The sequence below is a fragment of the Nocardioides cavernaquae genome (genome assembly GCF_003600895.1).
Lineage (GTDB): Bacteria > Actinomycetota > Actinomycetes > Propionibacteriales > Nocardioidaceae > Nocardioides > Nocardioides cavernaquae.
Map to the genome: position 1 here is coordinate 781,527 of NZ_QYRP01000002.1, position 26,571 is coordinate 808,097.

The following is a 26,571-nucleotide window of genomic DNA, read 5'->3' on the forward strand; positions in this document are numbered from 1 at the left end:
TCAGGACTCCTTGACGGCGATCTGCTCGATCGTGTTCGCGACCTTCTCGAACGCGTCGATCGCACCCTCGAGGGACTCGACGATGTCCTTCAGCTTGAGCACCTCGAGCGCCTTGAAGTCACCGCTGAAGAGCTTGGCGAGCAGGCGACGGAAGGTCTTGTCTCCGGTGTTCTCGAGGCGGTTGATCTCGATCCAGAACTCGGAGAGGTCCTTCATCGAGCGCAGTCGCGGCATCGCGTCGGCGGTGAGCTCGGCGCACTGCTGGAGCACCTCAACCTGGACCGAGAGCTCCGGGGGAAGCTCCTTGACCTCGTAGAGCAGGACCAGGTCCACTGCCTCGTCCATCATGTCCATGATGTCGTCGAGGCCGGACGCGAGGGCGTAGATGTCCTCGCGGTCGAACGGCGTGATGAACGTGCTGTTCACCCGGCGCACGATCGAGTGCGTGGTCTCATCGGCCGCGTGCTCAGCGTCGCGCATGCGCTGCGCGACGTCCTCGCGGTCGGCCCCTTCGGCAAGCATCTCGGCCAACAGCCCCGCGCCGATGACGAGGTGCTGTGCCGACTCGCTGAACAGGTCATAGAACGTCGCGTCGACAGGTCGAATGCGGAAAGCCACGGCGAACTCCAGGTGGAGAGGGTCTGAACGGCCAACATGCTAGGGGCATATGTGGCGTGTCGTGCAAACAGCAACGACTGCCGCCCTACGCCGTCACGGCGCGGAAGCGCTTGAGCCTCAGGCTGTTGGTGACCACGAACACGGAGGAGAGCGCCATCGCGGCCCCCGCCAGCATCGGGTTGAGAAGGCCGGCCGCCGCCAGCGGGAGGCCCGCGACGTTGTAGGCGAAGGCCCAGAAGAGGTTGCCGCGGATCGTCCGGAGAGTACGCCGCGAGAGCCGGATCGCCTCCGGCACCAGGAGCAGGTCGCCCCGCACCAGGGTGAGGTCGCTCGCCTCGATCGCGACGTCGGAACCGGTGCCCATCGCGAGGCCGAGGTCGGCCTGCGCGAGGGCAGCAGCGTCGTTGACGCCGTCGCCGACCATGGCGACAACCCGGCCCTCGCCCTGCAGCCTGCGCACCACGTCGACCTTGTCCGCAGGGAGGACCTCCGCGATCACCTCGGTGGCGGGATCCAGTCCCACCTCGCGGGCGACCGACTCGGCGCTGCGCCGGTTGTCGCCGGTCAGGAGCACGGGGCGCAACCCGAGCGCCCGGAGGCGGCGTACGGCCTCGGCCGAGGTCTCCTTCACGGTGTCGGCAACAACGAGTACGCCGCGCGCCCGGCCGTCCCAGCCGACGGCAACGGCGGTATGACCCTGCGCCTCCGCGGCGTCGAGCGCGTCGACCAGCGATGTGGGCAGGTGCTGCGACCACTCCTCGAGCAGGCGAGGGCGACCGACCAGTACCGCATGGCCGTCGACGATGCCCTGCACCCCCAGCCCGGGCACGTTGGCGAAGTCCTCCACCGTGGGCAGCCCGGACCCGGCGCCACGGACCACCGCACGCGCGACGGGGTGCTCGGAGCCGGCCTCGAGGGCAGCCGCGAGTCGCAGCACCTCGTCCTCGGCCTCCCCCTCGGCGACGTGCACGACGACCAGGTCCATCTCGCCGCGGGTGACCGTGCCGGTCTTGTCGAGCACGATCGTGTCGACGCGACGGGTCGACTCGAGGACCTCGGGTCCGCGAATCAGGATCCCCAGCTGTGCCCCGCGACCGGTGCCCACCAGGAGCGCGGTCGGCGTGGCCAGCCCGAGGGCGCAGGGGCAGGCAATGATCAGGACGCTCACGGCAGCGGTGAAGGCGAACGAAGCCCCGGCGCCCGTGCCGAGCCAGAAGCCCAGGGTGCCCGCGGCCAGGGCGATCACGATCGGCACGAAGACCCCGGAGATGCGGTCGGCGAGCCGCTGCACCGGCGCCTTGCCGGCCTGCGCCTCCTCGACCAGCCGGGCCATCTGCGCGAGCTGGGTGTCGGCGCCGACGCGCGTCGCCCGCACGATCAGGCGGCCGCCCGCGTTGACGGACGCGCCGACCACCGAGTCGCCGGGCCCGGCGTCAACCGGCACCGGCTCACCGGTGAGCAGCGAGACATCGAGCGCGGAGGTCCCCGACTCGATGACGCCGTCCGTGGCGACCCGCTCCCCCGGCCGCACCACGAAGCGGTCGCCGACGGTCAGCTGCTGGATCGGGATCCGCTCCTCCTGCTCGCCGCGCAGGACCGCGACGTCACGGGCACCCAGCTCGAGCAACCGGCGCAGGGCGTCTCCGGCCCGCCGCTTGGCGCGCGACTCGAAGTAGCGCCCGAGCAGCAGGAACGTGGTCACGCCCGCAGCTGCCTCGAGATAGATCTGCCCGCTGCCGTCCTCACGACGAGGCGTCAGGTCGAAGCCGTGCACCATCCCGGGCTCCCCGGCTGTGCCGAGGAACAGCGCGTAGAGCGACCAGCCCAGCGCGGCGATGATCCCGACGCTGACCAAGGTGTCCATCGTCGAGGCGCCGTGGCGCAGGTTGACCCAGGTCGCCCGGTGGAAGGGCCAGCCACCCCACACGACGACCGGAGCCGCGAGCACGAGCGAGGCCCACTGCCAGTTGGTGAACTGGAATGCCGGCACCATCGCGAGCACGACGACCGGCAGCGTCAGCGCCGCGCTGACCAGCACTCGCTGCCGATCGGCGTCAGCGCCGTGGTCATGCCCGCCCCCGCCTCCGTCGCCGCCTCCACCGAGATGCCGCTCCTCCCCCGCCGAAAGGCCAGAAATGGCGTGCCGAGAGGTCGATTGTGGCGCCGGCAGCACCGAGTAGCCCGCCGACTCCACGGCCGCGACCAGCTGCTCGCGGGTGATGTCAGGCTCGTGGACGACCGATGCCTTCTCGGTCGCGTAGTTCACGGACGCGGTGACGCCCTCGAGCTTGTTGAGCTTGCGCTCGATCCGGTTCGCGCAGGACGCGCAGGTCATGCCCGCGATCTGCAGGTCGACCCGGTCAGTGGTCATGACCGCTCATCTCACCCATGTCGTCATCACCCATGTCGTGATCGCCCATGTCGCCCTCCGGCGCCGTGCTCGCCTCGGCGTACTTCTCATAGACGAACGTCGCGGAGTGCACGGTCCCCTCAACCTGGAAGTCGAAGTGCAGGACGTAGCGCCCGGGCTCGTCGAACTCGACGTGGAAGCCGATCGGCTGGTCGGTGCCCTCCATCGGGTGGGCGTGCAGGTAATCGAGGTCTTCCGCGCGGATCGCGACGAGATGCCCGCCCGCACCGAGGTAGGGCTCGAGCTGGACAGGCCTGCCCCCACGCTCGACGGTGAAGCTGAGCATGTTCCCGGCCTCTGCGAGCCCGACGGTGAACCCGTCGACGGTGGCCTCGACGTTGGGCGACGCCAGCGGGTCGTGAGGCGGCCGCGACCCGACGGCCTCGAGGTCGGCCGTCAGCACCACGGGCTCGGCACCGCTCGGCTGCGTGTCGGCGTACATCCGCCAGGAACCCGGCCCGAGGTCGAGCGCGATGGTCCACACACCGTCATCGCCCAGCTTCGGGTGGACGTGCTGGTAGATCCGCGGGTCCAGCTTGTCGACCAGGATCAGGTGCAGGTCGCGCTCGTGCCGCTCGTCGTACGCCGTGACGGCCTTGCCGTCGCCGTCGAGCACCTCGAAGCGGAGAGTACGCCGACCGGCCGGCGCCGCGGCGTCGCCGACAACCTCGACCTCGAACTCATCCGCCTCCGCCTCCGCCGAGGACGCGTCGTGCTGGTGCGCGGGAGCTGGCGTCGGTTCGTCGAGATCGATCACCTGGCCCGCGAGGAACGCCACCAGGAAGACCCCGACGACGATGAACGGGAAGGCCGCGACCCTGATCCGCGCCCTCATGCGAGCACGTAGCCGGCCTCGCGGACAGCAGCGTCCACGGCGGCGCGATCGAGGGGGTCCTCGCTGGTGACGGTGACCAGCCCGGAGTCCAGGGTGATCGCTACGTCGGTGACGCCGGCGATCTCCTGGATCTCCTCGGTCACGGAGGCGACGCAGTGGCCGCACGTCATCCCGGTCACGGTCCAGGTGGTGGTGTTGCTCATCGTTGTTCTCCTTGGTTTCCGAGATCCGTCACGACCGCACGAGGCGGGCGATCGCGTCGGAGGCTTCCTTGACCTTGATGGCGGCTTCGCGGTCGCCGGCGCGCGCGGCGTTCACCACGCAGTGACCGAGGTGCTCCTCGAGCAGGCCCAGCGAGACCGCCTGCAGCCCCTTCGTGACCGCACTGACCTGCGTGAGGATGTCGATGCAGTACTGCTCCTCCTCGACCATCCGCTGCAGGCCCCGGACCTGGCCCTCGATCCGCCGCAGACGCTTGAGGTAGTCGTCCTTGTTCCCGATGTAGCCGTGCCCGGTGTGCTCAGTCATGCATCTACCCTACCCCCCTAGGGTATAAATGCAAGGGCGCGAGACAACGACGTACGCCGTGCAGGGCGGGTCAGGGCTGCGGGACCTCGGGAGCTGCGATGCCGAGAATGGCGTCGATCTGCTCCTGGCTGAGCGGCCCGGCGGACTCGCTCGCGGCGATGATCAGGTTGGTGGTGATCTCCACCTCGCGCAGGAGGTCGGTGTCCTCAAGCGTCACGTCGAACTGATCAGCCATGCCGGATCGCCTCCCTCCTCGTCGAGCACTGTGCACGAACTTCCCCAAGGACATCGTGCCCTCAGAAACGTCCGGAGGCGACCACTTCGTAAAAATGGCCCAGACGCGCCGATGCCCCAGACCTGAGGTCTGGGGCATCGGTTCGACTGGGTGCAGTCGGTGTCTGTTCTCAGACGGGGCGAACGTTCTCCGCCTGCGGGCCCTTCGGACCCTGCGTGACGTCGAACTCGACCTTCTGGTTCTCGTCCAGCGACTTGTAGCCGTTGGTCTGGATCGCCGAGTAGTGCACGAAGACGTCGTCGCCGCCGTCTTCCTGCGCAATGAAGCCGAAGCCCTTTTCGGCGTTGAACCACTTAACGGTGCCCTGAGCCATGATGCTCTTCTTTCGTAATATCGGAGCAGGCCGCCAGTTCGGCAACCTCACAACACGTGCGGTGACACGTCGCTCCGACTCGAAGATCTGGCAGAACCCGAAGAAGAAACGCCGTTGGATCACAAACTCCGCGGGCGTCAACCTGCTGGAACTTGCACCTGTTGCACTCCAAAGCGTAGCAACCAGAGCCCCGAAGGGCGCCCCCCGACGGTGAACTCTCTGGAACGAAGTTGTTACGGCGAGATCAACCCCTGCCGCCGCGTCCGAATCGTCCCGCGCCGTACACTCGCGGCGTGCTCGACCGACGGTCGACGCGGGCCCTTAGCTCAATTGGCAGAGCATCGGACTTTTAATCCGCGGGTTGTGGGTTCGAGTCCCACAGGGCCTACGCAACAGTCAGACGGGCGGCGTGACTAGGATTCGCGCCAATGACACGGGGCAAGCTTTCCTCCAGGGAGAACCGATGACCGAGCCCGGCGCGACAACGTTCGCCAAGCTCCTCCGACAGCACATCGAGACCGGCGTCATCAAGCCGGACGACAGCGTGCTCGTGCAGTTTGCCGGCGAGTTCGACCAGAAGGTGTGCGCCGCTGTCGGCCTGACCAACTGCAACTTCGCGAACATCGCACCCGAGAGCCAGAGCGTCGGCGAGTTCACCGAGGCCGCGTTCATGGACGCACACAAGATGCCGTACGACGATGGCTCGTTCGACCACGTGATCGGCCACTCGGGACTGCACCACTGCTCGCGCCCGCACGAGGCGCTGCACGAGATGTACCGGCTCGCGCGCAAGACGGTGCTCTTCGTGGAGAACCAGGACTCGATCATGATGCGCGCGGCCACCAAGGCTGGCGTGGTCACCTGGCACGAGCTGGCCGCCGTCATCGACGGCGACTTCAAGGACGGCGGCGTCGACGGCACCGGCGTACCCAACTTCGTCTACCGCTGGACCCGCCGCGAGGTCCGCAAGGCCGTCGCGTCGTACGACCCGGCGTACCACGTCCCGCTGGAGATCCACGCGGAGTGGAACCTCGGCACCGGACGGGTCGCCTCCGCGGTGCTCCAGAAGAAGCTGCACCTCAGCGACCAGAACGCCGAGAAGACGTTCCTGTGGGGACAGAAGGCGTTCAACAAGGTGTTCGGCCGGCAGGGCAACATCTTCGCCGTCACGATCCGCAAGGACCTGAAGGTCCTCCATGCCTGGATGGCCTCGCCGACCGAGATGGAACGTCCCTGACCGACGTCTCGCCGCACGCGCCACACGCGTCCCGCGGAATTGCTCGCGGTGACCTGCGTAACGTGCGACATTCGCGGTAGTTTCGTAAGTCATGGAGCCCAAGACACCCGAGCCCGGGGACGCGCAGGCGTCACCGGAGGGCAAGGTGTCGCAAAGCAACGCACGCAGGAGAGGGAACGAGGACGCCGTGTCGGCTGAGACCAGCGAGCCCACGCCAGAGGTGGACGTCGCAGACGCCATCGTCATGGCGATGGCGCAGCAGGCGGTCGACGACAACCAGGACCTCGCCCCGCGGATGCCCCCGACGCGTGCCGCACGCTGGCGCAAGGGCCGCTCAGGTGCGGAGCAGGACCCCGAGCCGGAGCTGCCCAAGCTCCCCTGGGTCCCCGTTGACGTGCCGCTCCCCGACATCGACATCAGCGCCGCGCTGGGCGGCCGCATCGGCGACGACGCGGTGTTCCACCAGACGCGCAAGGGCTTCATCGAGGCGGAGGAGGCCGAGCCCACCCCCGAGCCGGACCCTGAGCTCGAGCAGCCGGCCGACGTCGAGTCCGACACCTCGGCGACCGTTCCCGCAGATCACCGCGGTGGCCGCCGCTGGCGTCGTGGCGCCCCGGACCCGAAGGATGCGGCCTCCGGCGCGGCTGCGGGCCTCCCCGACGCCCCCGAGATCCCGGCCGCGTTCCTGAAGCCTGCGTCGATCAACGACGATGTCGACACGATGCGCAGGGCCGCGGTTGCCCGCGCCACGCAGGGCCTCGCCGCCGCCGCCGAGCGCGCAGCCGCCGAGCAGGAAGGTGCTGCCCGCGCCGCTGCCGAGAAGGCCGCCCGCGACATGGCAGCTGCCGAGATGGCAGCCGAGGCCGAGCGCGTCGCTGCTGCCCGCCTCGCCCAGGAGCAGCGTGCACTGGAGAGCGCAGCCGCTGCAGAGCGCGCAGCCGCCAGCCGTGCCGCGCGTGAGGAGGCAGCCGCCGCTGAGCGGCTCACTGCCGAACGCGCAGCTGCCGAGCGGGCCATCGAAGCCGAGCAGCAGGCCGCTGCGCGCGCCGAAGCCGAGCGGCGTGCCGCTGAGCAGGCAGCCGTCGCCGAGCGCGAGGCCAACGAGCGGGCACTCGCCGAGCGCGCCGCCGCCGAGCAGGCCACGATCGCCGCCCAGGCCGCCGCTGACCGCACCGCCGCTGACCTTTCCGCCCAGAACCGCGCCCGGCTGGCCGAGGAGGCCTCGGAAGCCCGTGTCATTGCCGAGCGCGATGTCGCCGACCAGCTCGCAGCCGAGCGTGCGGCCGCCGAGCAACGTGCGGCTGCCGAGGCAGCTGCCGCCGCCCTCGCGGGCGAGGCGGAGCGGCTCGCCGCCGAACGTGTGGCCGCCGAACGCCGCGCCGCGGGTCACGCCGCCGAGGCCGAGCGGCTCGCCGAGCAACGGATCGCCGCCGAACGCATCGCAGCCGAGCACGCAGCGGAGATCCAGCGCCTCGCTGGCGAGCGCCTGACCGCAGAGCGCGCTGCCCGCCAGCGTGCCAACGAGGCCGAGCAGTTCGCGGCCGTTCGTCTCGAGGCCGAGCGTCGCGCCGCCGAGGAGGCCGCCCTCGCCGAGGAGGCCGCCACCGCCCGTCGACTGGCCGAGGAGCAGGCGCGGCTGGACGTCCAGCGCCGCGTCGCCGAGGAGAACGAGCGCCTCGCCGCCGCACGCGACGCCGAGGACCAGCGACTTGCCGCGGTCGCTGCTGCCGCAGCCCGTCAGGAGGCCGAGCGCCTCGCGGCTGAGCAGGCAGCAGCCGAGCAGGCCGAAGCCGAGCGCCTCGCGGCCGAGCTCGCCGAAGCCGAGCGCCTCGCAGCCGAGCAGGCAGAGGCCGAGCGCCTCGCTGCCGAGCTCGCTGCCGCGCAGCAGGCCGAGGCCCAGCGCCTCGCCGACGAGCAGGCCCGACAGGTCGCCGCACAGCGCGTGGCCGAGGAAGCCGCCCAGATCGAGGCATCCCGGCTCGCGGCCGAGGAATCGGCCCGCGTCGAGGCCGAGCGCCTCGCGGCCGAGGAATCGGCCCGCGTCGAGGCCGAGCGCCTCGCAGCCGAGCAGGCAGAGGCCGAGCGCCTCGCTGCCGAGGCGGCACGAGCGGGCAGCCACGCCCTGGCCGCGCCGTTCGAGGGGCAGGCAGCACCCGAGCATCCTCTCGTCGTCCCTGCACAACCCGCGCGACACCGCGTCGAGGAGCCGGCCGGCCCCCTCGGCCTGATCGATGCAGCGCTCGACCGCTCGGGCGCTGCCGAGACCGGCGAGCTCCCGGTGATCGCGGACGACACCGCGACCCTGCCTGCGGTCGCGGAAGGCGACGTACCGACCGTCGATGCCGAGGGCCACGTGCTCCCGGACGACGTCGTCGCGCGCGCCGTTGCAGGCATGCGCCGGCCCAAACCGGCACCGCTCTCCCCCGAGATGGCCGAGAGCCAGCAGAACGCCGTCGAGACTCCGCTGGGAGTCTTCGACTTCGGGCGCCGCGGGCCCGCTCCCATCGTCAACGGGATGCTCCAGGCAGTGCTGTTCGCGCTCGCCTGTGCCGGCATCTACCTGGCCTACCAGGAGCCGACGCGAGTCACCATCGCCGTTGCCGGCATCCTCTCGGTCCTGCTCCTCATCGTGGCGTTCCGGTCACCTGCCGGCCCCAAGCGCTTGCGGATCGAGAACGGCATCCTGGACGTGCACGCGGGCGAGTCCCGCTACAAGTTCGACCTGGCCAACCCGCGCGTCCAGCTCGAGATGCCCTACCCGCCGACCAGCCGTCGCTGGAGGGTCCTCGTGCACCGCACCGGCATGGCTCCGTTCGCGATCGACCCGTCGATGGTGGACCCGCAGGAGTTCACGGACGCCATCCGTCAGTTCCGCCCCAACCTCTGACGGCTTCGCAGGACCGCGGGCACGACGCCCCGGTGTTCGGGATGCGTCCGTGGCTCAGCGGCGGATCCGGCGTCCTTCAGGACGGTCGCGGCGTGGACTCTGGACAACGGCCACAGCAATCGCCGTCGTCACCGGAACAGCGAGCACCAAGCCGATCGCGGACGCGAGCGTGCGCACGATCTCCTCGCCGAAGCCCTCGTCGACGAGCCGTTCCAGGAGCGTCCGGTCGTAGAGCGACACGAGGATGAGGATGACCAGCGCCGTGCCGGCGTACGCGAAGACGATGGTGTAGATGGTGGAGGCGATGTGGTCGCGTCCGATGCGCATGGCACTCGTGTAGAGCTCGCGCCGGGTCGCATCGGGGCTCACCGCTCGGAGCTCCCAGACCGCTGAGCTCTGCGTGATCGTGACATCGTTCAGCACACCCAGCCCGGCGATGATGATCGCGGCGATCAACAGGCCGCGGAAGTCGAGCTGCGGCGCCTGGGTCCGGAGGATCTCCCCCGCCTCGTCGGCGACTCCGCCCAGGCGGCTCGCGCCGACGGCCCACCAGCCGATGCCGGCGGTGATGAGTACGCCGATCATGGTGCCGCCGAGGGCAGCACTGGTGCGCATGGTCAGGCCATGGGCGAGGTACAGCACCACGATCATGATCGTGCTCGAGGCGACGAGTGCCACCGCCGGAGCCGGGGAGCCAGCGAGCAGCGCGGGCAGCATGAACCACCAGATCACGGCTCCGGCGAAGCCGAGGCCGAGGATCGCGAGCAGGCCGCGGAGCCCGGCGACCAGGCCGACCACGAGGACGAATGCCACCGCGAGGACGGCCAGCGAGTGGCCGCGTAGCGTGCCGGACCAGGCATAGATCGGATCGCCGCCTGGCTCTCCGGGGATCCGGAGCAGCTCGACGGTGTCACCCTTGCGGAGCCCGGAGTCGGGGACGCCCGGCGGGACCCCCACGGTGACCTGCTCGCCACCGGCGAGCTCCACGGTCACCTTGCCGCAGCCCTCCACCCGCGGAGCCGAACCGTCAGTGGTGACCGGACAGCTCGGTCCGAGCGAGAGCACCTCGGCGTGCGGGAAGGTCACGCCATCGGCGGCGTACTCCGAGGTCGGGCGCGGACCTTCGGGCCAGAGGACGAACAGTCCGACCACCGTGGCCGCGAAGGTCACTGCGAGCGCGATCAGCAGCGCCCGGCGCGGCACTGTCGCGGTAGCCACGGAGGCCACGGACACGTCGTGTCCGTGGCCTCCGTGGCCGTGCGAGTGGTGAGCGCCCACTGGTCAGCGAGCGTCCTGGTGGACGCCGCGCTTGCCCTTGTCGGTGAGCTCGGCCTCGAGGAGCGCCTGCTCCTCGAGCGAGGCCCGGACCTGGTTCCAGTCGTCCGGCGACGAGGCCACGGCGGCGGTGCCGCCCTCGAGCCTCTTGATCGCCCGGCGCGCGAAGATCTGCTGCTCCGTGGTGACGCGCTCCGAGCGGCCGCGGCCGAGGAAGCTGGTCAGCCAGTGGCCGAGCGCGTAGACCCGGTTGCGGTAGCCGGTCATGTAGGCCAGGTGGACGGCCAGCCACATGAACCAGGCGATCACGCCGCTGAGCGTGAACTTGCCGATCTTCACCACGGCGCTGAAGCGCGAGATGGTGGCCATCGAGCCCTTGTCGAAGTACTTGAACGGCGGCAGCGCGGGCTTGCCGGCGAGGCTGTGGTCGATCGCCTTCGCGGCGTACTTGCCGCCCTGGAGCGCGACCTGGGCGACGCCCGGGAGGTTGTCGAGGCTGATCATGTCGCCGACGACGAAGACCTCCGGGTGGCCCGGCAGGGTGAGGTCCGGGTTGACGCCGATGCGGCCGGCGCGGTCGAGCGGGGCGCCGGTCTGCTCGGCAAGTGTCTTGGTCAGCGGGTTGGCCTGGACGCCAGCAGCCCACACCTTGCACGCCGAGAGGATCTCCTGCGTGGGAGCGTCCTTGAACTGCACGGTCAGGCCGCGCTCGTTCAGGTCGGTCACCATGCCGCCGAGGATGACCTCGACGCCGCGCTTCTCCAGCGACTTCTTGGTCACGGCACCGAGCTTGGCGCCGAACGGCGGCAGCACCTGCGGAGCGGCGTCGAGGAGGATCACGCGCGCCTTGCGGGTGTCGATGCGACGGAAGTCGTGACGCAGCGTGCGGTGGGCGAGCTCGGCGATCTGGCCTGCCATCTCGACACCGGTCGGGCCGGCACCGATGACGACGAAGGTCAGGAAACGCTCGATCTCCTCCTCCGTCTCGGCCAGCTCGGCCAGCTCGAAGGCACCGAAGATGCGACCACGGAGCTCGAGAGCGTCATCGATGCTCTTCATGCCCGGCGCGAACTCGGCGAAGTGGTCGTTGCCGAAGTACGACTGCCCGGCGCCTGCGGCGACGATCAGGGAGTCGTACGGCGTGACGGTCTGCCGGCGCTGGATGTTGGAGGTGACCGTCTTGTTGGCCAGGTCGATCTCCGAGACCTCACCGAGGATCACGCGGGCGTTCTTCTGGCTCGACAGCACGTCGCGCGTCGCGGGCGCGATCTCGCCAGGAGCCAGGATGCCCGTCGCCACCTGGTAGAGCAGCGGCTGGAAAAGGTGGTGCGTGGTCTTGGCGACCATCGTCACATCAACATCGGACCGCTTGAGTCCCTTGGTGGCGAACAGGCCACCGAAACCCGATCCGATGACCACTACCTGGTGGCGCTTGCCGCTGTCTGTCATCCGTTGGCCTTTCGTGGCGTTCCCTCCCCGAGGGCGCTTGCGGTCATAGCCTGCCATCACCAGCCCCTATACCGTCCACCACCCCGCCGATGCAGTGTCATGGTCCGAGATGTCGGGTATGGGACCATGAGATGTCCCACACCCGCTCGCCCACCCGGACCCCCTCCCGAAGAGGTTGCCGTCAGTGCCGCTCAACCAGGAAGCCATGGCCCTCCAATCCGGCCTGCGCTCCGTCATGGATGCGCGTCGCTGGGTTGCGACCGCATGCCGTGCGATCGGTCGCGAAGACCTCCTCGAGGCCGCCGAGATGGGCACTGCGGAGCTGGTCGCCAACGCCCTCATCCATGCGCGTCCGCCGATCCACGTGCGCATGCGCGGCACCCGCGAGCACCCGCGCGTCGAGGTCTTCGACGGATCGCACCAGCCACCGGCACCCAACCTCCGCATGACCGAGGACGACGAGCTGCTCTCGACCATTGGCCGCGGCCTCGGCCTGGTGGCGATGTGCGCGACCGCGTGGGGCGCCGAGATCCAGCGCACCGGCAAGGTGGTCTGGTTCGAGCCAGCCGCCCAGATAGCCGAGCAGCCCGAGGTCGAGGGAGATCTGTTCGAGCCCGACGCCATCGAGTCCCGACGCATGGTGACCGAGGGTCAACGCGTCGTACTCCTCGAGCTGCCGACGCAGATCTATGCCGACTTCCAGCGCCACTACCAGGAGCTCCGTCGCGAGCTGCGGCTCCTGGCCCTGGCCCATGGCGACGCATACCCACTGGCCACGAGCCTCTCCTCGGCGTTCCGCGCCTTCGATGACGACCTGAGCCGGGCGCAGGGCATGGCCGACCTCGACATCGCGCTCGAGGACGGCGACGAGCAGGTCGACGTCGAGCTCCTGGTCACCACCACCACGGCCAGCAACTCCGCGCGGATGATCGACATGCTGGAGCTGGCCGATGCGTTCTGCCGCTCCGAGCGGCTGCTGTCACTGGCAACGCCTGCAGAGCAGAAGGCGTTCCAGCGCTGGTTCCTCGGCGAGTTCGTCCGCCAGGCAGCGGGCGAGCTGCCCGAGTCATGGAGCGCGCGCCCGCGCAACTCTGCTGTCCCGCGCTTCGCCCCCGGACGTCCGTGAGGCGGTCGCTCCCTCCGGTGTCGCTGCTCGCCGCAGCCTCGCTCGGAGGCATGATCGGCGCGCTCCTGCGCTGGTCACTCGGAGAGGTCGTCCCGGACTCGTCGGGGTTTCCCTGGACCACCCTCGCGATCAACGTGACCGGCTGCTTCATGCTGGCACTGCTCCCCGCAGCTGGGTGGGTGCGCCAGCACCCGGCGTTGCCCGTCTTCCTCGGCACCGGCGTCCTCGGCGGCTACACCACGCTGTCGACGTACGCCGAGCAGGGGCGGGCCCTCCTGGCTTCCGGTCGGCAGGGTGAGGCGCTCGCCTATCTGGCGGGCACCCTGATCGCCTGCGTGCTCGCGGTCCGGCTGGCCCACCACTGGTCGACGCGCGCAGATCAGGCCGAGTTCGAGGCTGAGGAGGGCAACGAATGACCGCGCTGCTCGTTGCGCTGGGCGCAGGCGTCGGCGCGCCACTGCGCTTCCTCGCGGGCCACTATCTCGACGGGCGATACCCGCTCGGCACGTTCCTCGTGAACATCGCCGGCTCGTTCCTCCTCGGCCTGTTCAGCGGCATGTCGCTTTCCGGGCACGAGGCAGCGCTTCTGGGCACCGGGTTCTGCGGCGCGTTCACGACGTACTCCGCGCTCGCCGTGAAGAGCGTGGAACTCGGCCGCCTCGCCGGCACGACGTACGCCGTCGGCACGGCGCTCGCGGCCCTCGCCGCCGCCTGCGCTGGCTACGCCGCCGCCTGACCCTCCCCACCCGTCGACACGTCGCAAGGTTGACGTCGACACGTCGCAAGGTTGACGTCGACACGGCGCAACTTCGTAGTCGAGACGTCGCAAGGTTGCTAGTTATCCCCAGCCGAGGTCGTGGAGCCGATCATCGTCGATGCCAAAGTGGTGCGCGATCTCGTGGACGACGGTGATCCGGACCTCGTCAGCGACCTCTTGCTCGGAGTCGCACATGTCCAGCAGATTGTCACGGAAGACGAAGATCCGGTCGGGCAGCTCGAAGGAGTCCTGGAGGCTGCGATCGGTGAGCGCGACACCGTCGTACAGGCCGAGGAGGTCCGGATCGTCAGCCGGCGCTTGCGCTTCGACCAGGACCACGACGTTGTGGACCAGCGAGGCCAGCTCCTGCGGGATCCCGTCGAGCGCCTCATCGACCAGGGCGTCGAATCGCTCGGGGGTCATCTCGATCGGCACGCCGCAACGGTATCCGTGCCAACCTTGCGCCGTGTCGACGTCGAGGTTGCGCCGTGTCGACGTCGAAGTTGCGCCGTGTCGACGTCGAGGTTGCGCCGTGTCGACGGGAAATGCACGAGCGCCCGGATCCAGTGGATCCGGGCGCTCATCTGCGACCCCGACGGGACTCGAACCCGCGGCCTCCGCCGTGACAGGGCGGCGCGCTAACCAACTGCGCTACGGGGCCAGTTCTTCTTGCGAAGCGGTGGAACTCTAACCCATCTTTGCCCCGACTTCCCAATCGAGGTCGGCGACGAACCAGAGAGCACCCCCAACGGGATTCGAACCCGTGCTACCGCCGTGAAAGGGCGACGTCCTAGGCCACTAGACGATGGGGGCCTGCTCCGTCCCAGCGGACCGAACCGGAGCCGGACCAGCATAGGGGCAGGTCCACGAGAGCCCCAAATGGGCCGTTTTCATGGAGACCGCACCTCTGCGGTATGGTTTCCGACGGCCCGGCCAGGTAGCTCAGTTGGTACGAGCGACCGACTGAAAATCGGTAGGTCGGCGGTTCGACCCCGCCCCTGGCCACCACCCGACAGCCGCAGGTCCCCGGACCTGCGGCTGTCTGTGTTTTGGCTCAGCCGAACTTCCAGACGCTGCCGCGGACATCTGAGTAGGAATCCCCTCACGCGCGGGAGCCAGCGGCCCCACGATGGGGTCATGTTCCAGTACGCCGACCGCACGGCCTGCCCCCGCTGCCGCGCCACGCTGCCGCCGCTCTCGAGGAGCTGCGCGTCGTGCGAGGCCGACCTCACCACGACCGCGGCGTACGACGTGTTCCTGGCGCTGCAGAGGGTGGACGAGCTCGTCGACCGGCTGCACGACGTCGCGCCAGTCGTCGCGCCTGTCGTCGCGCCCCAGGCAGAGCCGGCGCTCCAGCCCGCCGCTGCCGCCCCACAAGTGATCGCTGCCTTCACCGCTCCCGACGCGACCCCCACCGGGGAGATCCCTCCGGTCCCGCCGCTGCCGCCCTTCCGGTCGTCGGTCCCCCGCGCAGGGGCACCCCGCACGATCCTGAGCGGCCTGACCGTGCCGAAGATCCTGCTGGGCCTGGGGGCACTCTGCCTGGTCGTCGCGGCACTGGTCTTCCTCGTCGTGGCCTGGCAGGACCTCGGCGTCGCCGGACGCACCCTGGTCCTCGTCGCGTTCACACTGATCGCGACCGGCCTCGCTGGCTGGAGCGCGCGCAACGGGCTGCGGGCAGGCGCCGAGTCGCTGACGGTCGTGGCCCTCGGCCTGCTGCTCCTCGACCTCGCTGGTGCGCGGACGTCCGGCTGGTTCGGTGACCTGGGCGAGGCCGGGTTCGCGGTCCTGGCCGGCACGGTCATCGCAGCAGTTTCGGTCGCCGGAGCAGTCGCCGCGCGGCGTACCCGGGAGCCGAAGCTCGTGAGCGCCGAGATCGCCGCCGTCCTCGGACTTCTCGCGGTGGACGCCGGACTGGGCGGTGTCGTCGGCGACGACTGGACCGCCACGGCAGTGTGGGCGACTTCAGCGCTCGCCGCGAGCGGAGTCGCCGCGGCCCTCACCGCCACAGCACGTCTCCGGATCAGCGCGATCGGCATCGCAGGACTTGCCGGAGTCTCCTGGCTGGTCCTGGCCCTGACCGGGCTCGGCCGGCTGATCGAGCACCCCTCGTGGGCCGAGCTCGGTGACGGCTTCCGGATCTGGCCGCTCCTGCTCGCCGCTGCCGTCGCAGGCGCAGCAGCCACCGCGCCCCCACTCCCGTTGCCGGCGCGCGTCGCGGGCGCCGCGAGCGCGGTCCTGCTGCTCTCGACGATCCCGGTCGGGCCCGTCACCGACGCCTCCGGTCACGCAGTCGCCCTGGCGCTCGCCGGCCTCGTCGCGGTGCACGCCGCCGCGGCCTGGCGCCTGGCGCTTCCCTGGACCTGGGTGACCGCGGTCCCGACCGCACTCGCCGGCGGGTACCTCGGACTCGCGGCCACCGGCGTTGCCGGCTTCGCCATGACCCGGGTGCTCGACCACGGTCTGTGGACCGGCACGACCCGCACCGTCGCGGATCACGGTGACCTCGCGGAGGCCTGGGCGTTCGTGCTGCCGCTCACGGTCGCGGCCGCCGTCTTCGCCGGCTCGACCCTGCTCCGCTGCGTCGACGTGGCGCCCACCCGCCTCCTCCTCCCGGGCATCGCGGCCACGGTCGCCGCGGCAGCCATCGCTCCCGTACTGCACGGCGTCCCTCTCGCTGCAGTGGCCGCCACCCTCGTCGCGGGCACCGCGGCCCTGGTCGCACTCGCTCTCCGGAGCACCGAATCGGTCGAGCGCATCGTCTGCTGGTCGATCGCCTGCGTCACCGGGATCCTCGCCCTCGGCGCCGCACTGGTGGACGACGGCACGACTGTTGCGGTGCTGGCCGTGCTCGTCGCCGCCCTCGTCGCAGCTGAGCTCCGGGGTCCGGAGACATTCCGCGAGGTGGGCCGCTGGTCGCTCCCTCTCGCGGCGGCCGCCCTCGTCTGGTCCGTCGCCTCCCTGTCGGAGCAGCCACTCGAGTGGCGCGCGACGCCCGTCATCGTCGTACTCGCCGCCCTGGCCCTGCTCCGTCCCGCTGACGGGCACGAGGCCTCCGGCTTCGGCGCCGGCCTGGCCGCGACCCTAGCCTCGGCGGCACCCCTCTTCGAGGCCGACGCGACCGGCGACCAGCGCCTGCTCGCGGCCCACCTGGCCGCGATCGCGGCCGTCGCAGGCACCATCTCCCTCCTCCGCTCGCGCGACCTGGCGGGGTTGGCCGCCCTCGCCGTCTTCCCGCTCGCCGTGCTGGCCGCCTGGCCCGACCGGCTCACCGCAACGCTGGTCCTCGCCCTGTTCACGGGCTTCGCCCTCGCCCTCGACGTACGCCGCGTGGGCGGCGCCCTGCCCGTCTGGCAGATCGCCCGGATCACTGCGCCCCTGGCGGGCGGCGGTCTGCTCTGGACCGTCACGCAGCTCGCCGTGGAACAGGGCCTCGGCGTCGACCGCCCGTGGACGGCGCTCCCGGTGGTGCTGGCGATGGGTGCCGTGGTGCTCCGCTGGCCGTCCTACGACCGGGACAGCGCCGCCGGCATCGCCGCCACCCTTGCGGTCCTCGCCGCCACGTTCGGGCCGACCACGATCGCCACGGACGCCCTGGCCTGCTACCTCGCGCTCGCGGCGATCACCTGCACCGCCTCTGCCCTGATGCACCGCGATCGCACACCGCTGGCCTGGGGCGGGATCGGCCTGTTCGCGGTTGCTGCCGTCGTCGCGGTCGAGCACCCCTGGCTGCAGCTCGGCCTCCTGGCGACGCTCACTGCCACCTGCGTCCTGCACGAGCTGCGCGACGACGAGGACCTCGCCCGCGCCGGCCGCATGCTCGCTCCCCTCGCCGGCGCCGGACTGCTCTGGGTAGGCACCGGTCTCACCGATGTCCCCGCTCTGGCACGTGCGATCCCGGTCGTCGTCGTGCTCGGTGCCCTCGCCGTGTGGCGGGCAGAACCCGAGCGGGAGATCCCGTCCGCAGCAGCCGCAGCCCTCGCCGCCATGGCCAGCCTCACCGGCCCGCTCGGTCCCGACCAGACCTGGCTCGCGCTGTACCTGACCCTGGGCGGCGTCGCGACGACCGCCTCCTCACTCCTCCACGAGAGCCGTCGCCGCCTCGCCTGGGCCGGTCTCGCGCTGTTCTCACTGGCCCAGTGGCTGCGGCTCGAGGAGATCGGCGTCGACACGGTCGAGGCCTACACGCTCCCGCTCGCGGTCGTGCTCCTCGTCGTCGGCACCCGAGCGCTGCTCACCGGCGACCGGAGCAGCCTGCGGACCCAGGGTGCAGGACTCGGCCTGGCCGTGGTCCCGACGCTGCTGCAGGTGCTCGTGGAGCCGCTGGGCCTGCGGGCCGTGCTGCTCGGCGTCGGTTCCCTGGTGCTGATCGGCGTGGGCATCCGGCAACGCTGGGCAGCGCCGTTGCTCGCCGGCGGCGGCGCCATCGCCGTACTCGTCCTGCGGCAGGCCACCCACGCCTCCGTGCTCCCCCAGTGGGCGCTGATCGGGCTCGCAGGCGTCGTCCTCACCTTCGTCGGCCTCACCTGGGAGCGCCGCCTCGCCGACGTACGCCGCGCAGCTGACTACGTGCGCGGCCTGCGCTGACGCTGCAGCCACAGCAGGCCGAGGACCGGCAGCACCGCGGGGACGAACCCATAGCCGACACCGAACCCGGACCACACCGACGCCTCGGGGAACCACCCCGGCCGGACCAAACTGAGCGTGCCGACCCCGAGGACACCCGCGAGCTCGATCCAGAGCATCACCGAAGCGAACCCGAGCCGCCCCGCCGCCGCGCGACGGATCGCCACCCATCCGAGCGCGTAGGTCACCGCGGCGACCACCGACAGCGAGTACGCCGCCGGGGCAGCGTCGAAGTCCCGGGCGATCTGGACTCCGCTGCGCGCGGCAGCCGAGAGCGTGAAGATCGCGTAGACGGTCAGCAGCAGCGTGTGCGGTCCGGACCGGCGCTCACCCACGGGGTCACTCATGGGGTCACTCACTGGGTCACCGTCAGGCGCCAGCCGACGACACTGACGGCGACTGCGGCAATCGCGATCACCCAGACCGACCACACGGACTCGTCGTCGTCGACCGCCTGGAGCGCGATCGGCAGCAGGGCGACCGAGGTGATCAGGTAGCCGACGTAGGTCGTCATCGAGGCCGGCCGGTCACCGCCGAGCAGCTCCCCGACGCCGCCGAGGGCGCGGATGCCGACCAGGAACTCCAGCATCCAGACGGTCGATGCGAGCCACGGCGGCCGTGCCCGCCAGCGCCACGCGGAGAAGACCGCGAGGAACACCACCAGGGCGCCGTATCCGATCGCGATCCAGCTGATCATGTCGAGCGTGCTCACGGGCGACATCATCGCCGACGATTGCCGCGTCACGCCTCCCGGGGCGCACTAGGGTCGCACCGTGTTCCCTCGCTTCGTGCCCGCCCACCGGTTCCGCCCGGTCGCTCTCGTGCGCGACGAGCGGACCGGCAGCTTCCGCGCGCCGTACGTCGCGATCGAGGCAACGCCCGCTGCCGGCGCCGCCGCGGTCCACCTCGACCTCGTCGCGACGGACGGCACCCTCCTCTCCACCGCGTACGACGCTGTGCGCCGCGAGATCAGCGTCGAGATCACCCGGGCCGGAGGTCGCCGCGAGACCCACCGCAGCAGGCGGCTCGGCCAGCTCGACGCCGCTCCTGCCGCCCCGGAGCACGCCCCGCAGATCGCCCCGCAGATCGCCCCACAGATCGCACTGACCCTGACCGGGCGATGGCTCTGCGCCTGGTCACGCGCAAGCACGGACGAGGAGTGGCTGGCCCGGGCACGGGTCCCGCTGACGCCCCGCCTGGACCCGCAGCGGCCGGCGTTCCTCGACGGGCTCACCGCACGCGTGCGATCCCCTGCGACGGTGACGCAGTGGAAGGCCGGCACGTTCGGCCAGCTGGGGCTGCGCGACCTGCACCTGGTCACGCATGCCGACGGCACGTCGTACGAGCGCGAGGGCCGCCTGTTCCTGACCGCCACCCATGCGGGCCCCGGGTTCGGCGACGCAGCGCAGACGGGCATCTGGTCGTGGGAACCCGGCACGGCCGACCTGCGCCCGGAGTCACTGCTCTGGTGGCAGCGCGACGGCCGGGTGGTCGGGGACCACGCCACGCACCTGGTCCGCGACGACGACCGCTGGCTGGTGGCCACGAGCACCTGGGGCGACTTCGACCGCAAGCGCGTGGCGATCACGCTGACGGAGTCCACCGAGGACCTGCTGGCCGGGGAGCACGTGCTGACCGGTTGCGAGCTCACCGCGCCGATCGCGCCCACCGGAGCCGGCGGCCCGCTCGGGCGCACGGCCGCGGTGTGGGACCCGCACCTGGCGATGATCGACGGGCACTGGCACGTCGCGTTCGTGGCAGCGCGGAAGTTCTTCGACTTCCGCCCAGCGCTCGCCCGAGCGGTCCACCCGGGTCGCGCGGGGCTGAGCGGCCCGCTCGAGCTGATCGGCAGCCTCGAGGACCGGGTCGCCACCGAAGGCTGCCTGCTCACACAGGTCGAGGATCGATGGGTGCTGCTGGCCAGCGACGGTCCAGACAACGACGCGGCGCGGCGCCACCGCTATCCGGTCTTCGACCTGACGCTGCAGGAGATCGGCACCGTCGACGCGTCGTACGGAAGCAACATCCCGTGGCCGATGGTCGTCCGGAACGGACCATCCGGCAACCGGGAAACCCCCCAGGAGGCGTGGTCGATGATCACCTTCGACGGCACGCCGTACGGCGGAGAGCTACCGGGTTACGGCACGCACGGGGACGTGCTCGTGCTGGAGGGAGAAGGAGCTCACTCCTCCTCGGAAGCGGCCTCCAGCAGCGCCTTGACCTCCGACTCGCGGAACCGGCGATGACCACCGAGAGTCCGGATCGAGCTGATCTTTCCGGCCTGTGCCCAGCGGGTCACGGTCTTCGGGTCCACGCGGAACAGACCCGCAACTTCCGCCGGCGTCAGCAGCGGATCTTCTTCGACAGCCATGTTCATCGTTCGTGTCCTCCGAGTCGGTTCACGCCAGCGGGGGCCGAGTCCTACGCTGGGTCATGGGTCCGCACCACCTTCATGCGCACCCCGTAAACGGGACAAACCCTGCCACACACCACGTGGCAACACCTAAGAGGAAGGTCGCCACCGTGACCGAGTTCACTCTCCCGGATGCCGTCGATTTCGGGATTTCAGCCCCGGTTTCCGATACCTGGCCCGACCATGAGCAAGTGGTCTTCTGCCACGATCCGGCAAGCGGTTTGCGGGCCGTCATCGCGATCCACTCGACCGTGCTCGGCCCCAGTCTCGGCGGCACGCGCTTCCATCCGTACGCCGCCACCGCGGACGCCGTGGCCGACGTCCTGGCGCTGTCGAAGGGCATGACCTACAAGGCCTCGCTGGCCGGACTCGACCTCGGCGGCGGCAAGGCCGTGATCCTCGGGGACCCCCACCGCGACAAGACCCCGGACCTGCTCCGGGCCTACGGCCGCGCCGTCGAGTCGCTCGGCGGGCGCTACCTGACCGCGTGCGACGTCGGCACCTACTCGGTCGACATGGACATCGTGGCGGAGGAGTCTTCCTTCGTCACCGGGCGGACGGTCGAGCGCGGCGGCGCGGGCGACAGCAGCGTCCTCACGGCGTACGGCGTGTTCGAGGGCATGCGAGCCGCGGCCGAGGCCCTGTGGGGTGAACCCACACTGGCCGGTCGCACCGTGGGCGTGAGCGGCGTCGGGAAGGTCGGGCACCACCTGGTGACCCACCTGATCGAGGACGGTGCCTCCGTGGTCGTCACCGACGTCTGGGAGCCCGCGCTCGAGCGTGTGCGCGACGAGCACCCCGAGGTCCGCGTCGCGGGCAGCACGGGTGAGCTGGTCAACGAGCAGATCGACGTCTATGCACCGTGCGCACTCGGCGGCGCGCTCGATGACGACGTGGTGGCCGCGCTCGCACACGGAGGCACGAAGCTCGTGTGCGGCGCCGCCAACAACCAGCTCGCGCACCCGGGCATCGAGAAGGAGCTCGAGGCGCGCGGCATCCTCTACGCGCCCGACTACTGCGTGAACTCCGGAGGCCTGATCCAGGTCGCCGACGAGCTCGCTGGTTTCGACTTCGAGCGTGCCCGGCTACGGACAGCGGGCATCTTCTCGACGACCCAACGGGTCATCGAGCGGGCACGCCTCGACGGCGTGCCTCCCGCAGTTGCTGCAGACCGCCTTGCCGAGCAGCGGATCCGCGACGCCAGAGGCGCGCGGGCAACCCGGCAGGGCCGGGCTCAGTCGCGCGAGTCGGAGTACTCGGACCAGTCGTCGTAGTCGTCCTCGGGGGCCGGAGGGGCCACCGTCGGCTGACTGCTGCCGGTCTGTGTGTGCAGCTCATTGGCCAGCGCGCCGAAGTCCGTCTCGTGAGTCCGGTACTTCAGGTCGCGTGCGACCTTCGTCTGCTTTGCCTTGGCTCGGCCGCGTCCCATAGGAGCCGACCCCCTCGCGCGTCTGCCGGACGACAGCTCATCACTGTCGCACCCGGTCTAGGTGTGATGTCTCGTGAGGGCAACGCTACCCGGTCCACGGGTGTTCCAGCGAACGAGGGCGGGCAATTGGGACGTGGCGACTCTCACGACACCGTTTGCCGCGGCGTCACCAGCCTGCGTGCTGGCCCGTCAGGGTCACCGAACCGTCGCCCGGGGTGACCTCGCCGGCGACCCAGGCCTCGATGCCGAAGCCGGCGAGGGTGGCGATCGCGGTGTCGACGTCGTCAGCCGGCGTGAGCGCGACCATGCCGACGCCCAGGTTGAGCGTGGCCTCCAGGTCGGGCTGCGGGACCGCGCCGACCTTGCGGACCAGGTCGAAGATCGGCTGCGGGGTCCACGTCGCCCGGTCGAGGGTGGCGGAGAGCTCCTTGGGCATCACGCGGGCGAGGTTGGCAGCAAGACCGCCGCCGGTGATGTGGGACATCGCGTGGGTGCCGGTCGCGTCAGCGAGCGCGAGGCAGGCCTTGGCGTAGATCCGCGTCGGGACCAGCAGCTCCTCGCCGAGACTCGAACCGAGCTCGTCGACCTGACGGTCGAGGTCCCAGCCGGCCTTGTTGAAGAAGACGTGGCGCACGAGCGAGTAGCCGTTGGAGTGCAGGCCGCTCGCCTTCATCGCGATGACGACGTCGCCCGCCTCGACCTTGTGGGCGCCGAGCAGTCGCGACTTCTCGACGACACCGGTCGTCGCGCCGGCCACGTCGTACTCGTCGGGGGCCAGGAGGCCGGGGTGCTCCGCGGTCTCGCCGCCGACCAGCGCACAGCCGGCCTCGACGCACGCCTCGGCGATGCCCTTGACGATCGCGGCGATGCGCTCGGGGACGACCTTGCCGGTGGCGATGTAGTCGGTCATGAAGAGCGGCTCGGCGCCACAGACGACCAGGTCGTCGACGACCATGCCGACGAGGTCGAAGCCGATGGTGTCGTGCTTGTCCATCCTGCGCGCGATGTCGACCTTGGTGCCGACGCCGTCGGTGGAGGTCGCGAGCAGCGGGTGCTCGTAGTTCTTGAGAGCAGAGACGTCGAAGAGACCCGCGAAGCCACCCAGGCCGCCGATCATCTCGGGGCGGCGGGACTTCTCGACCCAGCCCTTCATCAGCTCGATGGCGCGGTCAGCCGCCTCGATGTCGACGCCGGCCTCGGCGTAGGCGTTCGGGGTCTCGGTCACTTCGGCTCCCTCAGGGCGTTCAATCACTGGCAATCTCTGGCGATCACTGGCAGGCGGTGGCAGGTCAGGGGCGGTCGAGCGCGTCGGCGGCTCCGCCACCGGCAACAGAGGCCAGCCCGACACCATCAGGGGTGTCGAGCGGGTCGACCACGCAGCAGGGGTCGTTCTGGATCTCGAGGAGGTTCTTGCCCCGCCGCTCCGGGTCGGGCAGTGCCACCGGGTAGACGCCGTCGAAGCAGGCCCGGCACAGGTGGTCCATCGGCACCGTGGTCGCTTCGACCAGGTCCTCGAGCGAGATGTAACCCAGCGAGTCGGCGCCGATCGAGGTGCAGATCTCGTCGGTGGTCAGGCCGTTGGCGATCAGCTCCGCGCGCGTGGCGAAGTCGATGCCGTAGAAGCACGGCCACTTCACCGGCGGGCTGGAGATCCGGACGTGGACCTCCTTGGCGCCGGCCTCGCGCAGCATCCGCACCAGCGCGCGCTGGGTGTTGCCGCGGACGATCGAGTCGTCGACGACGACGAGGCGCTTGCCCTCGATGACGTCGCGGAGCGGGTTCAGCTTGAGCCGGATGCCGAGCTGGCGGATCGTCTGGCTGGGCTGGATGAAGGTGCGTCCGACGTAGGAGTTCTTGACCAGGCCCACGCCGTAGGGGATCCCGGACTCCTCGGCGTAGCCGATGGCCGACGGGGTGCCGGACTCCGGGACCGGGATGACCAGGTCGGCATCAGCCGGGAAGGCCTGCGCCAGACGACGGCCGATCTCCACGCGGACGCTGTGGACCCGCTTGTTGGAGATGATCGTGTCGGGGCGCGCGAGGTAGACGAACTCGAACAGGCAGCCCTTGGGCGCCGGCTCGGCGAAGGTGCGCGAGCGCAGGCCGTCGGCGTCGACGATGATCATCTCGCCCGGCTCGACCTCGCGGACGTAGGAGGCGCCGACGATGTCGAGGGCGGCGGTCTCGCTGGCGATGACCCAGCCGCGCTCGAGGCGGCCGAGGACCAGCGGGCGGATGCCCTGGGGGTCACGCGCGGCGTAGAGGGTGTTCTCGTCCATCCAGACCAGCGAGTAGGCGCCGTGGACCTGGGGCAGCAGCTCCATCGCCTTGTCCTCGACGCTGCTGTCGCGGTGCAGCGCCAGCAGGGCGGTCAGGACGGAGGTGTCGTTGGTGGCGCCCTCGGGACCGCGCACGTCGAGCGGCAGGCGCCCGTCGAGCTCGGTGATCTCGTCGACCATGCCGGCCAGGTCGGCGGTGTTGGTCAGGTTGCCGTTGTGCGCCAGCGCGATCGAGCCGTTGGGCGTCGGGTGGAACGTCGGCTGCGCGTTGTGCCAGGTGCTCGCGCCGGTGGTGGAGTAGCGGGCGTGGCCGATCGCGAGGTGGCCCTTGAGGGACTCGAGCGTCGACTCGTCGAAGACCTGGGAGACCAGGCCCATGTCCTTGTAGACCAGGATCTGCTTGCCGTTGCTGACCGCGATGCCGGCAGACTCCTGGCCGCGGTGCTGCAGCGCGTAGATGCCGTAGTAGGTCAGCTTGGCGACGTCCTCGCCGGGGGCCCAGACACCGAAGACACCACAGGCGTCCTGGGGTCCCTGATCCTGAGGATCGAGGGCCGCGGTCAGTCGGCCGTCGCCCCCCTTGCGCGCGCTGGTGTGGGACACACAGAAGATTCTAGGTGGAGATCGGTGGTCCTCAGACCGCCATCCAGTGCGATCGCTCACAACCTGGACCGGCACCCCCCGCCGAGATGTCGCTGATGGCCCGCCGAGACGTCGCTCGTGGCCCGGCGAGATGTCAGTTCTGGTCGCGGCCGAGGTACTCCAGCAACAGGGTCTCGGCGACACACACGCGCTCGAACTCGGCCAGGTGGAGACCCTCGTTGGGCCCGTGCGCGCGGGTGTCGGGATCCTCGACACCGGTCACCAGGACGCTCGCGTTCGGAAACGCACCGAGGAACTCCGCGATGAAGGGGATGGAGCCACCGACACCCATGTCGACCGGCTCCGTGCCGCCCCAGGCGTCGCGGAACGCGGCCCGCGCAGCGTCGTACGCCGGGCCGTCGGCCTCGATCTGCGTGGCCTCGCCGGCATCGACGAGCGTGACGGTGAGCTCGGCACCCCACGGCGTGTGCTCGGCGAGGTGGCGCTCGAGACAGGCCAGCGCGTTGGCCGTCGTGTCGCCGGGGGCGATGCGCATCGAGATCTTTGCGCGCGCGGACGGGACGAGGGTGTTGCTCGCGCCGTCGACCTTCGGGGCGTCGAGGCCGGTGATGCTGAGGGCCGGCCTGGTCCACAGCCGCTCGACCGCGGAGCCGTCGCCGATCCACTGGATCCCGGCCACCGCGCCGGACTCGGCACGCAGTCGCTCCTCCGGGTAGTCGACGTCGGCAGCCGGCCCCGCGTGCAGGCCGGCGACCGCGACGTTGCCGACGTCATCGTGCAGGCTGGCGATGAGGCGGCTCAGCGCGACCAGGGCATCCGGGACGAGCCCGCCCCACATGCCCGAGTGGACGGCGTGGTCGAGCGTGCGCACCTCGACATCGACCCGGACCAGACCACGGAGGCTGGTGGTCAGCGCCGGCACACCGATGTCCCAGTTGCCGGAGTCCGCGATCACGATGACGTCGGCGGAGAGCTCCGCGCGGTGGGAGTCGAGGAGCTCGGGCAACGTCTCCGAGCCGACCTCCTCCTCGCCCTCGATGAAGAGCTTCACCGTCACGGGCAGGTCGTCGCCGAGGGCACGGACCGCGGCCAGGTGCGCCACGATGCCGGCCTTGTCGTCCGCCGCGCCGCGCCCGTAGAGGCGGTCCCCACGCTCGGTCGGGGTCCACGGGTGGGAGTCCCACTCACGGTGGTCGTTCTCGGGCTGCACGTCGTGGTGCGCGTAGAGCAGCACCGTCGGCGCGCCCGCGGGGCCGAGCTTCTCACCGATGACCGCCGGCGGAGCACCGTCGTAGGCGCGGATGATCTGGGTGCTGAACCCCTCCGCGTCGAAGAGGGCCTGGGTCGCCGCGGCGCTTCGCTCAACCTCGGCCGCACGGGCCGGATCGGCGCTGACCGACTGGATCCGGACCAGGTCCTCGAGGTCGGAGCGGAGCTGCGGAAGCAGCTCCTGGATCTTGGCGCGGGCTGACTCGACGGGCATGCCGGTCA

The 26,571-nt window shown here is 70.6% G+C and carries 25 protein-coding genes and 4 tRNA genes; 10 read left to right on the forward strand and 19 right to left on the reverse strand.

Annotated features, from left to right (window positions below; all coding sequences use genetic code 11):
* From D4739_RS03910 to D4739_RS03935, 7 genes are all read right to left on the reverse strand, one after another.
* Nucleotides 1–618, reverse strand: a complete 618-nt coding sequence (locus D4739_RS03910) for a DUF47 domain-containing protein (protein WP_120059353.1) — start codon at nt 616–618, stop codon at nt 1–3.
* A gap of 85 nt (nt 619–703) precedes the next feature.
* Nucleotides 704–2,989: a heavy metal translocating P-type ATPase gene (locus D4739_RS03915; protein ID WP_120059354.1), complete on the reverse strand. Its 2,286-nt coding sequence runs from the start codon at nt 2,987–2,989 to the stop codon at nt 704–706.
* Nucleotides 2,979–3,863 carry a hypothetical protein gene (locus tag D4739_RS03920; protein ID WP_120059355.1) on the reverse strand — a complete coding sequence of 295 codons (885 nt, stop codon included), beginning with the start codon at nt 3,861–3,863 and terminating at the stop codon, nt 2,979–2,981. Before D4739_RS03920 ends, D4739_RS03915 begins: the two co-directional genes overlap by 11 nt.
* Nucleotides 3,860–4,066, reverse strand: a complete 207-nt coding sequence (locus tag D4739_RS03925; protein WP_120059356.1) for a heavy-metal-associated domain-containing protein — start codon at nt 4,064–4,066, stop codon at nt 3,860–3,862. Before D4739_RS03925 ends, D4739_RS03920 begins: the two co-directional genes overlap by 4 nt.
* A 28-nt stretch (nt 4,067–4,094) precedes the next feature.
* The gene (locus D4739_RS03930) at nt 4,095–4,391 is read right to left on the reverse strand and encodes a metal-sensitive transcriptional regulator (protein WP_120059357.1); all 297 of its coding nucleotides are present in this window, start codon (nt 4,389–4,391) and stop codon (nt 4,095–4,097) included.
* A 70-nt stretch (nt 4,392–4,461) separates the two neighbouring features.
* Nucleotides 4,462–4,626, reverse strand: coding sequence for a hypothetical protein (locus D4739_RS16805; protein WP_182920307.1), 165 nt, complete (start codon nt 4,624–4,626; stop codon nt 4,462–4,464).
* A gap of 169 nt (nt 4,627–4,795) precedes the next feature.
* Complete coding sequence (locus tag D4739_RS03935; protein ID WP_107698594.1) at nt 4,796–4,999, reverse strand: cold-shock protein; 204 nt, start codon at nt 4,997–4,999, stop codon at nt 4,796–4,798.
* 315 nt (nt 5,000–5,314) lie between these two features.
* On the opposite strand from D4739_RS03935, the gene D4739_RS03940 reads away from it, so the two are divergent.
* The 3 genes from D4739_RS03940 (at nt 5,315) to D4739_RS03950 (ending at nt 9,123) form a co-directional block, all read left to right on the forward strand.
* Nucleotides 5,315–5,387 (forward strand) — tRNA-Lys (locus tag D4739_RS03940).
* 75 nt (nt 5,388–5,462) lie between these two features.
* The gene (locus D4739_RS03945) at nt 5,463–6,236 is read left to right on the forward strand and encodes a class I SAM-dependent methyltransferase (RefSeq protein WP_120059358.1); all 774 of its coding nucleotides are present in this window, start codon (nt 5,463–5,465) and stop codon (nt 6,234–6,236) included.
* 187 nt (nt 6,237–6,423) lie between these two features.
* Nucleotides 6,424–9,123 (forward strand): coiled-coil domain-containing protein, encoded by a 2,700-nt coding sequence (locus tag D4739_RS03950; RefSeq protein WP_120059359.1) that lies wholly within the window; start codon nt 6,424–6,426, stop codon nt 9,121–9,123.
* Between the two features lie 54 nt (nt 9,124–9,177).
* Here D4739_RS03950 and D4739_RS03955 read toward each other — a convergent pair whose 3' ends face one another.
* Together D4739_RS03955 and D4739_RS03960 are read right to left on the reverse strand one after the other, a co-directional pair.
* Nucleotides 9,178–10,350: a YibE/F family protein gene (locus D4739_RS03955; protein WP_238473510.1), complete on the reverse strand. Its 1,173-nt coding sequence runs from the start codon at nt 10,348–10,350 to the stop codon at nt 9,178–9,180.
* Nucleotides 10,351–10,404: 54 nt separating this feature from the next.
* Nucleotides 10,405–11,847 (reverse strand): NAD(P)/FAD-dependent oxidoreductase, encoded by a 1,443-nt coding sequence (locus tag D4739_RS03960; RefSeq protein WP_120059360.1) that lies wholly within the window; start codon nt 11,845–11,847, stop codon nt 10,405–10,407.
* Between the two features lie 184 nt (nt 11,848–12,031).
* On the opposite strand from D4739_RS03960, the gene D4739_RS03965 reads away from it, so the two are divergent.
* The 3 genes from D4739_RS03965 to D4739_RS03975 are packed head-to-tail and all read left to right on the forward strand — an operon-like array spanning nt 12,032 to nt 13,709.
* Entirely contained in the window at nt 12,032–12,973 is a 942-nt protein-coding gene (locus D4739_RS03965; protein ID WP_120059361.1) for an ATP-binding protein, read from the forward strand.
* A 17-nt stretch (nt 12,974–12,990) separates the two neighbouring features.
* Nucleotides 12,991–13,389 carry a fluoride efflux transporter CrcB gene (gene crcB, locus D4739_RS03970; RefSeq protein WP_182920308.1) on the forward strand — a complete coding sequence of 133 codons (399 nt, stop codon included), beginning with the start codon at nt 12,991–12,993 and terminating at the stop codon, nt 13,387–13,389.
* Nucleotides 13,386–13,709, forward strand: a complete 324-nt coding sequence (locus D4739_RS03975) for a CrcB family protein (protein ID WP_120059363.1) — start codon at nt 13,386–13,388, stop codon at nt 13,707–13,709. The genes crcB and D4739_RS03975 overlap by 4 nt, the downstream gene beginning before the upstream one ends.
* 102 nt (nt 13,710–13,811) lie before the next feature.
* Here the strand turns inward: D4739_RS03975 and D4739_RS03980 are convergent, their stop codons facing one another.
* From D4739_RS03980 to D4739_RS03990, 3 genes are all read right to left on the reverse strand, one after another.
* Nucleotides 13,812–14,165: a metallopeptidase family protein gene (locus D4739_RS03980; protein WP_120059364.1), complete on the reverse strand. Its 354-nt coding sequence runs from the start codon at nt 14,163–14,165 to the stop codon at nt 13,812–13,814.
* A gap of 152 nt (nt 14,166–14,317) precedes the next feature.
* Nucleotides 14,318–14,391 (reverse strand) — tRNA-Asp (locus D4739_RS03985).
* A gap of 79 nt (nt 14,392–14,470) precedes the next feature.
* Nucleotides 14,471–14,543 (reverse strand) — tRNA-Glu (locus tag D4739_RS03990).
* A gap of 118 nt (nt 14,544–14,661) precedes the next feature.
* Here D4739_RS03990 and D4739_RS03995 point away from each other — a divergent pair.
* Both D4739_RS03995 and D4739_RS04000 read left to right on the forward strand, forming a co-directional pair.
* A tRNA-Phe gene (locus tag D4739_RS03995) sits at nt 14,662–14,738 on the forward strand.
* A gap of 129 nt (nt 14,739–14,867) precedes the next feature.
* Nucleotides 14,868–18,317: an SCO7613 C-terminal domain-containing membrane protein gene (locus D4739_RS04000; protein WP_120059365.1), complete on the forward strand. Its 3,450-nt coding sequence runs from the start codon at nt 14,868–14,870 to the stop codon at nt 18,315–18,317.
* On the opposite strand, the gene D4739_RS04005 is transcribed toward D4739_RS04000, so the two are convergent.
* Both D4739_RS04005 and D4739_RS04010 read right to left on the reverse strand, forming a co-directional pair.
* Entirely contained in the window at nt 18,296–18,703 is a 408-nt protein-coding gene (locus D4739_RS04005; RefSeq protein WP_120059366.1) for a hypothetical protein, read from the reverse strand. The two genes, D4739_RS04000 and D4739_RS04005, sit on opposite strands and share 22 nt — an antisense overlap.
* A gap of 8 nt (nt 18,704–18,711) precedes the next feature.
* Nucleotides 18,712–19,068 (reverse strand): hypothetical protein, encoded by a 357-nt coding sequence (locus D4739_RS04010; protein ID WP_238473511.1) that lies wholly within the window; start codon nt 19,066–19,068, stop codon nt 18,712–18,714.
* Between the two features lie 61 nt (nt 19,069–19,129).
* On the opposite strand from D4739_RS04010, the gene D4739_RS04015 reads away from it, so the two are divergent.
* Nucleotides 19,130–20,602 (forward strand): hypothetical protein, encoded by a 1,473-nt coding sequence (locus D4739_RS04015; RefSeq protein WP_182920309.1) that lies wholly within the window; start codon nt 19,130–19,132, stop codon nt 20,600–20,602.
* On the opposite strand, the gene D4739_RS04020 is transcribed toward D4739_RS04015, so the two are convergent.
* Nucleotides 20,539–20,727: a BldC family transcriptional regulator gene (locus tag D4739_RS04020; protein ID WP_182920310.1), complete on the reverse strand. Its 189-nt coding sequence runs from the start codon at nt 20,725–20,727 to the stop codon at nt 20,539–20,541. The genes D4739_RS04015 and D4739_RS04020 overlap by 64 nt on opposite strands.
* 152 nt (nt 20,728–20,879) lie before the next feature.
* Between D4739_RS04020 and D4739_RS04025 the strand changes: the two genes are divergently transcribed.
* Nucleotides 20,880–22,043, forward strand: coding sequence for a Glu/Leu/Phe/Val dehydrogenase dimerization domain-containing protein (locus D4739_RS04025; RefSeq protein WP_238473512.1), 1,164 nt, complete (start codon nt 20,880–20,882; stop codon nt 22,041–22,043).
* On the opposite strand, the gene D4739_RS04030 is transcribed toward D4739_RS04025, so the two are convergent.
* From D4739_RS04030 to D4739_RS04045, 4 genes are all read right to left on the reverse strand, one after another.
* Complete coding sequence (locus D4739_RS04030) at nt 22,004–22,198, reverse strand: DUF3073 domain-containing protein (RefSeq protein WP_120059369.1); 195 nt, start codon at nt 22,196–22,198, stop codon at nt 22,004–22,006. The genes D4739_RS04025 and D4739_RS04030 overlap by 40 nt on opposite strands.
* A gap of 166 nt (nt 22,199–22,364) precedes the next feature.
* Entirely contained in the window at nt 22,365–23,423 is a 1,059-nt protein-coding gene (gene purM / locus D4739_RS04035) for a phosphoribosylformylglycinamidine cyclo-ligase (RefSeq protein WP_238473513.1), read from the reverse strand.
* 64 nt (nt 23,424–23,487) lie between these two features.
* Nucleotides 23,488–25,080: an amidophosphoribosyltransferase gene (purF, locus tag D4739_RS04040; protein WP_120059371.1), complete on the reverse strand. Its 1,593-nt coding sequence runs from the start codon at nt 25,078–25,080 to the stop codon at nt 23,488–23,490.
* Between the two features lie 133 nt (nt 25,081–25,213).
* Nucleotides 25,214–26,563 (reverse strand): dipeptidase, encoded by a 1,350-nt coding sequence (locus D4739_RS04045; RefSeq protein ID WP_120059372.1) that lies wholly within the window; start codon nt 26,561–26,563, stop codon nt 25,214–25,216.
* Between the last annotated feature and the right edge of the window lie 8 nt (nt 26,564–26,571).